This window comes from Arthrobacter sp. D2-10 (assembly GCF_054161285.1).
Map to the genome: position 1 here is coordinate 2,139,602 of NZ_CP096431.1, position 13,221 is coordinate 2,152,822.

At 63.8% G+C, this 13,221-nt stretch carries 12 protein-coding genes and 2 tRNA genes; 7 read left to right on the forward strand and 7 right to left on the reverse strand.

Going from position 1 to position 13,221, the window contains the following annotated elements:
- Positions 1-107 precede the first annotated feature (107 nt).
- The 5 genes from serA to ilvD form a co-directional block, all read right to left on the reverse strand.
- On the reverse strand, positions 108-1,697 hold the full coding sequence (gene serA / locus M1D74_RS09960) for a phosphoglycerate dehydrogenase (RefSeq protein WP_309071802.1): 1,590 nt from the start codon (positions 1,695-1,697) through the stop codon (positions 108-110).
- A gap of 197 nt (positions 1,698-1,894) precedes the next feature.
- Positions 1,895-2,920 carry a ketol-acid reductoisomerase gene (ilvC, locus tag M1D74_RS09965; RefSeq protein ID WP_309071801.1) on the reverse strand — a complete coding sequence of 342 codons (1,026 nt, stop codon included), beginning with the start codon at positions 2,918-2,920 and terminating at the stop codon, positions 1,895-1,897.
- 88 nt (positions 2,921-3,008) lie between these two features.
- Positions 3,009-3,521: an acetolactate synthase small subunit gene (ilvN, locus tag M1D74_RS09970; protein WP_309071800.1), complete on the reverse strand. Its 513-nt coding sequence runs from the start codon at positions 3,519-3,521 to the stop codon at positions 3,009-3,011.
- Positions 3,522-3,523: 2 nt separating this feature from the next.
- The gene (locus tag M1D74_RS09975; protein WP_458115222.1) at positions 3,524-5,419 is read right to left on the reverse strand and encodes an acetolactate synthase large subunit; all 1,896 of its coding nucleotides are present in this window, start codon (positions 5,417-5,419) and stop codon (positions 3,524-3,526) included.
- Between the two features lie 345 nt (positions 5,420-5,764).
- Positions 5,765-7,480, reverse strand: a complete 1,716-nt coding sequence (gene ilvD / locus M1D74_RS09980) for a dihydroxy-acid dehydratase (RefSeq protein WP_458115223.1) — start codon at positions 7,478-7,480, stop codon at positions 5,765-5,767.
- A 245-nt stretch (positions 7,481-7,725) separates the two neighbouring features.
- Here ilvD and M1D74_RS09985 point away from each other — a divergent pair, with 245 nt between their 5' ends.
- Positions 7,726-8,202: a hypothetical protein gene (locus M1D74_RS09985; RefSeq protein WP_458115224.1), complete on the forward strand. Its 477-nt coding sequence runs from the start codon at positions 7,726-7,728 to the stop codon at positions 8,200-8,202.
- Between the two features lie 33 nt (positions 8,203-8,235).
- Here M1D74_RS09985 and M1D74_RS09990 read toward each other — a convergent pair whose 3' ends face one another.
- Entirely contained in the window at positions 8,236-9,186 is a 951-nt protein-coding gene (locus tag M1D74_RS09990; RefSeq protein WP_458115225.1) for a 2-hydroxyacid dehydrogenase, read from the reverse strand.
- 60 nt (positions 9,187-9,246) lie between these two features.
- Between M1D74_RS09990 and M1D74_RS09995 the strand changes: the two genes are divergently transcribed.
- From M1D74_RS09995 to M1D74_RS10005, 3 genes are all read left to right on the forward strand, one after another.
- Positions 9,247-9,504 (forward strand): hypothetical protein, encoded by a 258-nt coding sequence (locus tag M1D74_RS09995; protein ID WP_458115226.1) that lies wholly within the window; start codon positions 9,247-9,249, stop codon positions 9,502-9,504.
- A gap of 111 nt (positions 9,505-9,615) precedes the next feature.
- Positions 9,616-10,629 (forward strand): PQQ-dependent sugar dehydrogenase, encoded by a 1,014-nt coding sequence (locus tag M1D74_RS10000; RefSeq protein WP_458115227.1) that lies wholly within the window; start codon positions 9,616-9,618, stop codon positions 10,627-10,629.
- A 90-nt stretch (positions 10,630-10,719) separates the two neighbouring features.
- A tRNA-Lys gene (locus M1D74_RS10005) sits at positions 10,720-10,792 on the forward strand.
- A gap of 205 nt (positions 10,793-10,997) precedes the next feature.
- Here the strand turns inward: M1D74_RS10005 and M1D74_RS10010 are convergent.
- Positions 10,998-11,495 carry a MarR family winged helix-turn-helix transcriptional regulator gene (locus M1D74_RS10010; RefSeq protein ID WP_309071586.1) on the reverse strand — a complete coding sequence of 166 codons (498 nt, stop codon included), beginning with the start codon at positions 11,493-11,495 and terminating at the stop codon, positions 10,998-11,000.
- A gap of 149 nt (positions 11,496-11,644) precedes the next feature.
- Here M1D74_RS10010 and bcp point away from each other — a divergent pair, with 149 nt between their 5' ends.
- The 3 genes from bcp to M1D74_RS10025 all read left to right on the forward strand — a co-directional run bounded on the left by bcp (position 11,645) and on the right by M1D74_RS10025 (position 13,216).
- Positions 11,645-12,115 (forward strand): thioredoxin-dependent thiol peroxidase, encoded by a 471-nt coding sequence (gene bcp, locus M1D74_RS10015; RefSeq protein WP_309071585.1) that lies wholly within the window; start codon positions 11,645-11,647, stop codon positions 12,113-12,115.
- Positions 12,116-12,206: 91 nt separating this feature from the next.
- Positions 12,207-12,288: transfer RNA gene (locus M1D74_RS10020), tRNA-Leu, on the forward strand.
- A gap of 229 nt (positions 12,289-12,517) precedes the next feature.
- The gene (locus tag M1D74_RS10025) at positions 12,518-13,216 is read left to right on the forward strand and encodes a fasciclin domain-containing protein (RefSeq protein WP_458115228.1); all 699 of its coding nucleotides are present in this window, start codon (positions 12,518-12,520) and stop codon (positions 13,214-13,216) included.
- Positions 13,217-13,221: the final 5 nt, after the last annotated feature.

Below are 13,221 nucleotides of genomic sequence, written 5' to 3' on the forward strand. Positions count from 1 at the left end.
CGGCACCCGGCTCCGCATCAGCTCTGCTTGCACGACATCGGCTTAAAATACGACGGCGCCCGCACGAAATTCGTGCGGGCGCCGCCTTTGTGAACGGTCGGGCGGGATTAGTCCTGCAGGTCCACCTCGCGGGCGACGGATGCACCGATGGCTTCCTTGAGGCTTTCCAGCACGTCCTGGGGCACGGAGCTGTCCACGGTGAGAAGCGACAGCGCCTGGCCACCCTCCTTGTTGCGGGCGACCTGCATGCCGGCGATGTTGATCCCGCGTTCCCCGAGGACCTGACCGAGCGTACCGATAACTCCCGGCCGGTCCTGGTACAGGATCACCAGGAGATGCTCGCTGATCGGGATTTCGAGGTCATAGCCGTTGACACCGACGAGTTTCTGGATCTGCTTCGGTCCGGTGAGGGTGCCGGCGACCGAGATCTGGGACCCGTCCGAGAGTGCGCCGCGGATGGTCAGTACGTTGCGGTACTCGTCGGACTGTTCTGATGTCACCAGTCGGGTGTTGATTCCCCGCTGCTCAGCAAGGACCGGCGCGTTGACATAGGAGACCTGTTCGGACACGACGTCGGTGAATACACCCTTGAGTGCCGCCAGTTCGAGCGCCTTCACATCAAGTGACGCGATCTCGCCTGCCACCTCGACCTCGATCTGGGTAAGGGAATCGTGGGTCAGCGCGGTGAAGATACGGCCGAGCTTCTCGATCAGCGGGATGCCGGGACGCACCTCCGGTGCAATGACGCCGCCGGCGACATTGACGGCGTCGGGCACGAGCTCGCCGGCCAGCGCAAGACGGACCGACTTCGCTACGGAGATTCCCGCCTTCTCCTGGGCTTCCTCGGTGGACGCACCGAGGTGGGGCGTCACCACCACATTGTCCATCTCGAAGAACGGCAGGTCGGTGCTGGGCTCCTTCACGAACACATCCACGCCCGCGCCCGCGATTTGGCCTTCCTTGAGTGCGGTGTAGAGCGCGTCCTCGTCCACCAGTCCCCCGCGGGCAACATTCACCACATAGGCGGTGTTCTTCATCTTCTGGAACGCAGTGGCTCCGAGCATGCCGACGGTCTCCGGGGTCTTCGGCATATGAATTGTGACGAAGTCGGATTCAGCCAGGAGCTCGTCCAATGTGACAAGCTGGACACCCAACTGTGCCGCCCGGGCGGAGGTGATGTAGGGGTCATAGGCGAGGATCTCGGTACCGAATCCCTGCAACCGCGCTGCAACGAGGGCACCGATGCGTCCGAGGCCGATGATGCCGACCTTCTTCTCATACAGCTCAATACCCGAGTACTTCGAGCGCTTCCATTCCCCGCCCTTAAGGGCTGCGCTGGCCTGCGGGATGTGCCGGGCGAGGCTCAGCACGTGGCCGACGGTGAGTTCGGCTGCCGAAATGATGTTGGAGGTCGGTGCGTTGACCACCATCACGCCGGCCTGTGTGGCTGCCTTGATGTCAACGTTGTCCAGCCCCACGCCTGCACGGGCGATGACCTTCAGCTTGGGAGCCGCAGCGATTGCCTCAGCGTCCACCTGGGTGGCGGAACGAACGAGGATCGCGTCCACGTCGGCGATGGCGGCGAGCAGCTTGGTCCGGTCGGCTCCGTCGGTCTGGCGGATTTCGAAATCCGGTCCGAGGGCGTCCACGGTTGCCGGCGAGAGTTCTTCAGCAAGGAGAACTACTGGTTTTTCCACGGGAGATCCTTCGCAGTGCGTTGGGCAGAGATGTTCGAAGTGTCGTGCTGAGAGTTTCGTTAAGTGTAGGTCGCAGCGCTGGCGGGCCCGCTTTATTACCCGTTCCCGAGGCCAGATGAGACAACCGCCACACAGAGGAACGGCCGGACCGGCGGAAAGCTCCGCCGGTCCGGCCGTCACCTGCAATCCTGCATGAATCAGCGGGCGACTGAACCTTCGGTGTAGTCGTCGTTGGTCTTGATCCAGGAGAAGAGCTTGCGCAGCTCACGGCCGGTTGCCTCGATCGGGTGATCCTCACCCTGCTTGCGCAGCTTGGCGAACTCAGGAGCACCGGCGTCCTGGTCGTCGATGAACCGCTTGGCGAAGGCGCCGTTCTGGATGTCCGCGAGGACCTCCTTCATGTTCTCCTTCACCGACGGATCGATGACGCGGGGACCGGAGACGTAGTCGCCGTACTCTGCAGTGTCGGAGACGCTCCAGCGCTGCTTGGCAATGCCGCCCTCCACCATCAGATCGACGATGAGCTTCAGCTCGTGCAGTACCTCGAAGTACGCGACCTCAGGCTTGTAACCTGCCTCGGTCAGCGTCTCGAAACCGTACTGGATGAGCTGGGATGCACCACCGCACAGAACAGCCTGCTCACCAAAGAGGTCCGTTTCGGTCTCTTCGGTGAAAGTGGTCTCGATGACGCCCGCACGGGTGCCGCCGATCGCCTTGGCGTAGGACAGCGCCAGTTCACGGGCCTTGCCCGAAGGGTTCTGCTCCACAGCAATCAGGTCGGGGACGCCGCGGCCGGCTTCAAACTCACGGCGCACGATGTGGCCGGGGCCCTTGGGCGCCACGAGGGCGACGTCAACGTCGGCTGGAGGCTGGATGTAGCCGTAGCGGATGTTGAATCCGTGGCCGAAGAAGAGGGCATCGCCGGCCTGCAGATTGGGAGCAATGTCGTCTGCGTAGACGTGGCGCTGAACCTGGTCCGGGGTAAGCACCATGATGAGGTCGGCCTCTGCGACGGCATCGGCAACGTTGAGAACGCGGAGGCCCTCAGCTTCAGCCTTGGCGCGGGACTTCGAGCCCTCCTTCAGACCGACGCGGACGTCGACGCCGGAGTCGCGGAGGCTCAGCGCGTGAGCGTGGCCCTGGCTGCCGTACCCGATAACAGCCACGGTGCGGCCCTGGATGATCGAAAGGTCTGCATCGTCGTCGTAAAACAACTCGGTCACTTGTATTTCTCCTGTGATGTGATTCTGCTGCCCACCGATCGTGGGCAAGCGGGGATTCGGGTACTTGAAAGCTGGTGAGGCGCGTCCGCTAGGCGCTTCTCAGCGCCCTGTCGCTCATGGACTTGGCGCCGCGGCTGATCGCCAGCGTCCCGGACTGCACTATTTCGCGGATGCCGAACGGCTCCAGCACCGAGAGCAGTGCGGAGAGCTTTTCGGCGGTGCCGGTGGCTTCGATGATCAACGAGTCGGTGGACACGTCAACCACTGAAGCACGGAACAGATCTGCTGCCTGGGTTACCTGCAGCCGTGTTGCGGCATCCGCACGGACCTTGACCAGGATGTGGTCGCGTTGCACGGAAGATTCGGGAACCAACTCAACAATTTTGATGACGTTGATGAGCTTGTTCAGCTGTTTGGTGACCTGCTCCAGCAGGTCACCCTCGGCTTCGACCACCACGGTGATCCGGGACATCCCGGCCACCTCCGTGGGGCCGACAGCCAGGGAGTTGATATTGAAGGCGCGCCGCGCGAAAAGGCTGGCAACGCGAGTGAGGACGCCGGGAACGTCCTCGACCAGAACGGAAAGGGTATGACGGGCCATTGTTAGTCCTCCTGCTCCCAGTCCGGGGTCAAGTTACGGGCGATCTGGATGAGGTCGTTGCTGACACCCGCGGGCACCATGGGCCAGACCATTGAGTCACGGCTGACAACAAAGTCGACGACGACGGGGCGGTCGTTGATCTCGAGCGCCTGCTGGATGGTGGCGTCGATATCCTCATCCCGCTCGCAGCGGAGCCCGGCGCAGCCGTAGGCATCGGCGAGCTTCACAAAGTCAGGCACGCGGACGGTGTTGTGGCCGGTGTTCAGGTCAGTGTTCGAGTAGCGGCCCTCGTAGAAGAGGGTCTGCCACTGACGCACCATGCCCAGAGACGAGTTGTTGATGACCGCGACCTTGATTGGGATGTTGTTGATGACGCAGGTCGCGAGTTCCTGGTTGGTCATCTGGAAACAACCGTCACCGTCGATTGCCCACACCACGCGGTCCGGGTTGCCCACTTTCGCTCCCATGGCCGCGGGTACTGCGTAGCCCATGGTGCCCAGACCGCCCGAGTTCAGCCAGGCGTGAGGACGCTCGTACTTGATGAACTGGGCTGCCCACATCTGGTGCTGCCCGACGCCGGCTGCGTAGACAGCTTCGGGGCCGGTCAGCTCGCCGATGCGCTGGATCACGTGCTGCGGAGCGGAGAGACCGTCCTCGGGCTGCGTGAACCCGATCGGATAGCTGTCCCGCAGGCGGTTCAACACGGTCCACCAGGCGCTGAAATCCGGTGCGCCGGCGGAGGCGAACTGCTCGCGCAGGGCGGCCGTGAACTCCGGAATGATCTCCTTGACCGAGCCGACGATCGGCACGTCGGCCGTCCGGTTCTTGGAGATTTCGGCCGGATCGATGTCTGCGTGGATGACCTTGGCTCCGGGCGCGAAGCTCGCGAGTACACCGGTTACGCGGTCATCGAAGCGCGCGCCGAGCGTGATCAGCAGGTCGGACTGCTGCAGCGCCGTCACCGCGGATACCGAGCCGTGCATGCCGGGCATCCCGACGTGCTGCGGGTGGGAGTCCGGAAAAACTCCGCGGGCCATGAGGGTGGTGACCACCGGTGCACCGAGGAGCTCCGCAAGTTCCAGCAGTTCCGCAGCGGCGTGTGCCTTGATGACGCCGCCGCCCACGTAGAACACAGGACGTTCCGAAGCCATGATGAGGCGCGCGGCCTCACGGACCTGCTTGGAGTGTCCGCGGACAACGGTGCGGTAACCGGGGATATCCACCTTCGGCGGCCACGAGAAAGTCATTGGCCCGACTTGCGCATCCTTGGCGATGTCCACCAGCACGGGCCCGGGACGGCCGGTGCTCGCAATGTGGAATGCCTCGGCCAGGACCCTGGGGATGTCCTGTGCCTTCGTCACCAGGTAGGAATGCTTTGTGATCGGCATGGTAATGCCGACGATGTCCGCTTCCTGGAACGCATCGGATCCGATCACGGCGCTGGATACCTGGCCGGTGATGGCAACCATGGGCACGGAGTCCATGTGTGCATCGGCGATTGCGGTGACCAGGTTGGTGGCGCCGGGACCGGAGGTGGCAATGCATACGCCCGGCCGGCCGGTGACCATTGCATACCCCTGAGCCGCGTGCCCGGCACCCTGCTCATGGCGAACGAGGATATGGCGCAGCTTGCTGGAGGCCATCAGCGGGTCGTAGGTCGGAAGGATCGCACCGCCCGGAAGGCCGAAGATGTCATCCACGCCGAGTTCTTCGAGGGCGCGTACGATCGCCTGGGACCCGGACATCTGAGTGGGCGGCACCACCCGGTTGGGCCCCAGGACGGGACTGACCTGAGCGGTGCCCGTTGCTGCGTCCCTACCCGGTTGCTGGACGGGGCCCGCCGGAGCGGGCTGTTTGGCTGCCATCAGCGCTGGGCTGATGGGCGATCCCTTGGACATCCTTGAACTTCCTTTGTATCCAGCGCAGCGTGATCGCTGCGCAAATGTGCTGCGCTTCGTGTTCGGTGGGAACAAAAAAACCCCTCAGCCTGGTGGGCTCTGCGAGGGGTTTGCGCGTGACGTAGGAGTACCAGTCGGGGCTTTAGGCCACGCGCTTGGTAACTAGGACTACGGATACGTGCTGCATACCTGTAGTTTTCACTCCCCCGCCGACAGTGTCAACAGAGCCTCCCGGTGTCTCACCATGTGGACATCCGTTCCAGTTATTGGACACTAACCGACGGCGACGACGGCGGCACGCAGCCGCCGTCGTCATCCTCCTGCAAAGCGATAACCGGCGCCGAACTAACCGCAGTACGCGCCCTCGGATGCCGAGTGCACCAGCTTCGAGTACTTCGCAAGCACTCCCCGGGTGTAACGCGCGGGCAACGGCTCCCAGCCGACCTTCCGGTTCTCGAGTTCCTCCGGTTCGACCAGCAGGTCGAAGGTCCTGTTAGGGATGTCCACCCGGATCCTGTCACCGTCCTTGACGAAGGCAATCGGCCCGCCGTCGACAGCCTCCGGCGCCACGTGCCCGATGCACAGCCCGGTGGTGCCGCCGGAGAACCTGCCGTCGGTCAGCAAGAGCACGTCCTTGCCGAGGCCTGCACCCTTGATGGCGCCGGTGATGGCAAGCATCTCCCGCATCCCCGGTCCACCCTTGGGCCCCTCGTAGCGGATAACGACGACGTCGCCCGCTTTGACGGTGCCTGCTGCCAGTGCCTGGAGCGCGCCCTGCTCCCGCTCGAAGACACGCGCGGTGCCTTCGAAGACGTCCGCATCGAAGCCGGCACTCTTCACGACCGCACCTTCCGGAGCCATGGAGCCGTGGAGGATGGTGATGCCGCCCGTCTTGTGGATCGGGTTATCCATTGCGCGCAGGATCTTGCCGTCAAGGTCCGGCGGATTGATGGACTCGAGGTTCTCGGCGAGGGTCTTGCCGGTCACGGTGAGCACATCACCGTGCAGGAGGCCGGCGTCCAGGAGCGCACGCATGATGACGGGCACACCGCCGATCTTGTCGACATCGGTCATGACGTACCGACCGAAGGGCTTCAGGTCCCCGAGGTGGGGGATCCGGTCGCCGATGCGGTTGAAGTCATCGAGCGTGAGGTCCACCTCCGCCTCCCAGGCGATGGCCAGCAGGTGAAGCACCGCGTTGGTGGAGCCACCGAACGCCATGGTGACCGCGATGGCGTTCTCGAATGCCTCCTTGGTCATGATGTCGCGGGCCGTGATGCCGCGGCGCAGCAGGTTGACCACGGCCTCGCCGGACTTCCGGGCGAATTCGTCGCGGCGGCGATCGGCCGACGGCGGTGCGGCGGAACCTGGGAGGGACATGCCGAGAGCCTCGCCGATGCAGGCCATGGTGTTCGCGGTGTACATGCCGCCGCAAGCTCCCTCGCCCGGGCAGATGGCACGTTCAATACGGTCCAGATCGCCCTTGGACATCTTTCCGGCGGCACAGGCACCCACCGCTTCAAAGGCGTCAATCAGGGTGACTTCCTTCTCCGTGCCGTCCTCCAGCTTCACCCAGCCGGGCATGATCGAACCTGCGTAGAGGAAAACACTCGAGAGGTTGAGGCGGGCGGCAGCCATGAGCATGCCGGGCAGCGACTTGTCGCAGCCTGCGAGCAGGACAGAGCCGTCGATCCGTTCCGCTTCCATCACAGTCTCGACGGAGTCGGCGATGACCTCCCGCGAGACGAGGGAAAAGTGCATTCCTTCGTGGCCCATGGAGATACCGTCGGAGACCGAGATGGTGCCGAACTGCATGGGGAAGCCCCCGGCAGCGTGCACGCCCTCCTTCGCCCCCTGCGCCAACCGGTTCAGCGAAAGGTTGCAGGGCGTAATCTCGTTCCAGGAGCTCGCTACGCCGATCTGCGGTTTGGCGAAGTCATCATCGCCCATTCCCACGGCGCGCAACATGCCGCGGGCAGGTGCGCGTTCCATACCGTCGGTGACCGCACGGCTTCTTGGCTTGATGTCTGGTGTTACCTTCGCTTCGCTTTCCACGCTCATGCATCAAAGTCTAGGCCCGGCCCGGCACCGGCTCGCGCGTGTGACCCACCTGTTACAGGTGCCCGCGCGCGTGTTACGCACCACAATCAGCGTTCGGCAGCGTCGAACATCCGCACTTCAGGAAGCGAACCAGACGCTACTGGGTTCTTCGGGTAGGGTGGTCGCGCGGACTTCATGCGGCCGCCGTCGGCTGCCGCATTCTGACCAGCCATCCCGCCGGCACTTTCCCTACCCAGGCTTCCCACATGACCCCCCAGCTGCCGCACGATCTCCACGACGAGTCCGGAAGCGACGCCCTGAAGACCATACTGCGGGGAATTTTCGATTCCCAGATCCCGAACTATGGCGATTACAACCTGGTCTTCGCCGCGAATGAGCGGCGCGAGGGCAGGGATGCGCACGGTGCCCGCATCAATCGGCCCAGATACTACGTCATCGGTTACCGCTGGCAACCCGCCGAGCTCATGGTGGCGCCCGTCAACGGCCAGACCCTCACGGGCGGAGGCGTTCCGGTGGAACTGAACATGACCAACCTGTCCCATGCGATCCGGTTGACGGACGGGGATTACGAGGTAGGTACGAACACCGGAAGAACGTTCCGTTTCGGCGTTACCGCGGAAGCGGCCCTCAGGACCTCTTCCGACAGGCAGTTCCGGCTTGAGCAGGCAGACGACTGCGCTGATTTCGAACTGTTCATGCAGGCATTCATCGGGATGGCGTAGCGCTCAGACGTCTCCCGAACCGGGACCGCGGCTTCAGCCCCAAGGGCCTCGAACCACGAGGTTCGCGGGCTCCTGCCCCGCAGCCAGTGCTTCGAGCTGCCGCCGCAGCAGCCGAACGATCCGCGGCCAGAATGCGCCCGTATTTCCGCCGTTATGGGGGGTGATGATCGCGTTCTCGGCGCTCCACAGCGGGTGCCCTGCGGGAATCGGCTCGGGATCGAATACGTCGACCGCGGCGCGGAGCCTTCCGCTGACGACTTCTGCCGTCAGGGCCTCCGAATCCACCACGGGGCCCCGTGCCACATTCACTACGAGTGCGCCGTCCGGCAACGCGGCCAGGACCTCGCGCCCCACCAGGCCGCGCGTCGAGTCAGACAGCGGTGTGATAACGATCAGCACGTCGTGACGGGCGGCCAGTTCAAGAAGTTCGTCGCTGCCGTGGACCTGTCCCCGTTCATCAGAACGTGCAGTGCTGCCCACCCTTGTGAGCTCGACCTCGAACGGGTCGAGGCGCTTGGCGATCTCCTCTCCGATCCCGCCGACTCCGAGCAGCAGGACGCTGCGGTCAGCCAGCCCCGGATAACGAGCCGGCTTCCACTGGCCCTCCCGCTGGTTGCGCACCGCCACATCGATGCCGCGAAGCGATGCGATGGCCAGTCCAACGGCCATCTCCGCCGTAGCCGCTGCGTGGACTCCAGCGGCGCTGCACACCGCGACGCCGTCCCCGGCCATCTCCGCCACGCCCTCGTACCCGGTGGACTGCGTCTGGACCAACTTGAGCGCCGGAGCGGACTGCAGCTGGTCACTAAGATCCCCCCGCTGCATATAGGGCAGTATCGCGACGTCGATGTCTTCCAGATCCGCACCCACCGGCGCATCCTTGAAGTCCCACACGACAAGGTCCAGACCGCCGGGCGCCGGCTGCAGTGCGTCCAGAAGATCGCGGTCGGGCACGGAAACAGTACGAATGGCAGGAGGTGTCATGGGATCAGCCTAAACGCGCCGGTATGGACAGCGGTTTTCGGTGGTCGTAACGTTCTAGTCATGCGGGCCGCGCGGCAGGACAAGCGGGACGACCGGCTGGACCCGGCACTCTGGGCCCTGCTTCTTCTCGCTGTGGCACTAACGGTTCTCCGGCATCTGAGCCGCTCCGGAACCGATCCCGCGGCCCGATCCACCTCAGGCGCGCTCACGTCTGCGGATGCTCCATCACCGGTGCCTGCTCATACCGCCGGTCGCGCGGATGAGTGGAGCATGACCTCCGGGGAGACGGTCGTTCCCAACCCGCACCGGAAGTACTGACCAATGCGCCGCCCGGTCTTGTCCTGCCGACACTGCACAGGTATGGCCGTAGTAGCCGTTCTTCTCACCGGATTAACTGCATGCGACGGCGGAGCCGAGCCCGCTCCGATCGTGCAGCAGTCCGGGCCTCCCTCGTCCGCTTCACAAGCGCCCGTCCCCGAACCGGATCCGCCACCGGTCGAACCGACGGTCACGGGCAACGTCGCGAGCGGGCTCGCACTTCCGTGGGGAATGGCGCTCCTGCCGGACGGGGGCCTGCTCGTCACAGAGCGGGACAGCGCGGAAGTGAAACGCATCCGGGACGGCAGGGTCGAGGTAGTCGGGGTCGTTGAGGACGCCATCACTGCAGGTGGCGAGGGCGGCTTGTTGGGAATCGCTGTCGCTCCCGGCTTTGCCGAAGAGCAGCGGGTGTTCCTTTACTACACCAGCGCAGCCGATAACCGAGTAGTGAGCATGGCCTATGAGGAGAAGGGTGGTCTCAGTGGCCTTGAGGAGGTGCTGACCGGGATCCCCAAGGCGAACATCCATAACGGGGGTCGAATCAAGTTCGGGCCCGACGGTTACCTGTATATCGGCACAGGCGACGCCGCCGAGGCCGGAAACGCACAGGACCAGGCAAGCCTGGGTGGGAAAATTCTCCGGGTGACCGCCCAGGGGGAGCCCGCGCCCGGCAACCCCTTCGGCACTGCCGTGTACTCGCTCGGTCACCGCAACGTGCAGGGGCTCGCCTGGGACTCCGAGGATCGGCTGTGGGCGAGCGAGTTCGGACCCGATCGCGATGACGAACTGAATCTCATCGTGCCCGGCGGCAACTATGGGTGGCCGACCGTCACAGGAGCGCCCGGCAACAACAACTTCATTGACGCCCAGGTGGTCTGGCCGTCCACAGCGACGTCCTCCCCCAGCGGTCTGGCCATTGTCGGGGACATTGCCTACGTCGGGGGGCTGCGGGGCGAACGGCTATGGAAGGTTCCGTTGCCCGACGGTTTCGCCGAGGAACCGGTCAGCTTCTTTGACAGCGCCTATGGACGGCTGCGGGACACCATCGCCGGTCCAGACGGCGGCTTGCTGATCGCCACTAATGAGGGCAACGGATCCCGGATTCTGCAGGTCGAGATGCAGTAGCTCACATTCAGTGCCGCGATTTAAACATTTCGCCAAAGTGCTGGTAGAGTTTAGTGCTGTTGCGGAGGGCGGTTGAACCGAATTTCGCAGGCACCTCTAGCTCAACTGGCAGAGCAATTGACTCTTAATCAATGGGTTCCGGGTTCGAGTCCCGGGGGGTGCACAGGGAAAGAATCCTCTCGTCGGACATGGTCCGACGGGAGGATTTTTTGTTGTCCGGCGATGTTCCCCACCGCCCTGCCCCACCGCCGGAAATGAAAGAGTGCCCCACCGCCGGAAATGAAAGAGGCAGCCGGATCAACCGGCCGCCTCCAGGAGATGAGCGTGCACGGGGTGCGGACTGTCACGTCCCCCGTCGGCGCGACGAATCAGACGCCGGAACCGGTGGTGGATCCTGTTACGACCACCTCTGGTACACCTGCACCGGGTGCAGCAGTCTCCCAGCTCCAGCGCGGTGCGCCGAGATCCCGGATGACTCCCTGAAGATGGGATCGGAGTTCGTTCGACACAAGTCCTTCGCCGGCGATAAGCGTGCGCTCGACGTCCTGCGCTTCGGCCAGGGCACGGCGGCCGGCTGGTGTGATCGAGACCGCGTGGCTGCGACGATCAACCTCGCTGCGAACCCGCGCGATGTGTCCGCGTGATTCCAGACGTGACAATGTTTTGCCCATGGTCTGGGCCTGCACACGCACCATTTGGGCGAGGTTGGCCTGAGTCATGGCACCCTGCGACTCCAATACGCCGAGGGCTATCACACCGGCGTGCGTGACGCCGATGGAAACCAGACGCTCATTCCATGCATGCTCCACCAACCGAGCGGCCGTCGTCAGTAGTCGACCTGTAGGCCATTGCTCGAGATCCGGCATCAGCTGAAAACTTCCTTCCGCCCCACGCCGCCCTGTGCGGTTCTCTTGGGGGACCTTCAAATCCACCCACATATGATAGCGGGGGCTTGGCCGCAAATCCGGAGAGCCACACGGCTGATGCACAATTGAGACCGAAGAGAGAGACTCACATGGCAGAACGACTTCAGACCGGGGACCGCGCTCCCGACTTCACGCTCACATCGGCGGACGGTTCCACCGTATCGCTAGGCGACTTCGCCGGCGAGAACGTCGTTGTCTATTTCTACCCTGCAGCGGCTACACCCGGGTGCACGACGCAGGCCTGCGATTTCCGCGACAGTCTCGCATCGCTCGCTTCCGCAGGTTACAGGGTGATCGGCATTTCACCGGACGGGGAAACCAAACTGCGCTCCTTCAGCGAGAAAGAGGAGCTCACCTTTCCCCTACTGTCAGATCCCGACCATGCCGTGGCGGAAGCCTGGGGAGCCTGGGGCGAGAAGAAGAATTACGGCAAGACCTACGAGGGCCTCATCCGGTCAACGGTCGTCGTCGACGGATCCGGTCAGGTCGCGCTGGCCCAGTACAACGTAAGGGCCACCGGTCATGTCGCCAAACTGCGGCGTGACCTCGGAATCAGCTGACTTCGGCTACGGCCGTAACCGAAGGACTGAACGACGTTCGACCTGAGTACAATGGATCGTGCGTTGGACGGCTTCGGCCGGCCGGCAGCCCGCGCGAGTGGCGAAATTGGCAGACGCGCTGGATTTAGGTTCCAGTGTCTTCGGACGTGGGGGTTCGAGTCCCCCCTTGCGCACAGCGAAATGCTCGTCCGGCTCACCCCGGGGCGATCAGCCCTCCACTACTGGTGGAGGGCTGATCCATTTAACGACCGGCCCAGAGGCTGTCCGGAAGTTTCTGTATCGACCACCCATCCACTCTCATCCCTCACCCGAACTAGACGTGAGACATCGACACGATGTTCGTCCGGTATTTCGGACCGTCGGGTTTGCCGAACGGGTCGGTATGAATGAAGGAGAAATGTAATGGGACTTCTGAAGAGCAGGAACCTCTCCGTACTCGGTGTCGCGGCTGTGGCCATGTTCGGCCTGGCAGCATGCGGCGGCGGCGAAGGAACCGCCAGCAGCGATACGGAAACGACGGAGTCGACAACAACCGAGTCAACTGCCGAGGCAACGGAGGAGATGACAAGCGAGGCCTCCGACGAGGCGATGGACCCCGCAGCCAACCTCGTTGGACCTGGCTGTGAAGGATACGCCGAGCAGGTGCCCGAGGGCGACGGTTCGGTTGCAGGAATGGCTCAGGACCCGGTCGCCACCGCAGCTTCCAACAACCCCCTGCTGACCCAGCTGACGGCTGCTGTATCGGGCGAGCTCAATCCTGATGTTGACCTGGTTGACACTCTGAACGGCGGCGAGTTCACAGTGTTTGCACCGATTGACGAGGCCTTCGAGGCACTTGATGCGGCAACGGTCGAGTCGTTGCAGACGGACGCGGATCTGCTGCAGGGCATCCTGACCTACCACGTTGTCGAGGGCCAGCTCGCTCCCGATGAGGTCGCAGGCACCCACACCACAGTCAACGGCGCCGAGCTGATGGTTGAGGGTGAAGGCGATGCAATCACCGTCGGCGAAGAGGGCGCAGCGGTCATCTGCGGTGGCGTTCAGACCGCCAATGCCACTGTCTATCTCATCGATGCCATCCTGATGCCGCCGGCTGAGTAGCCAGC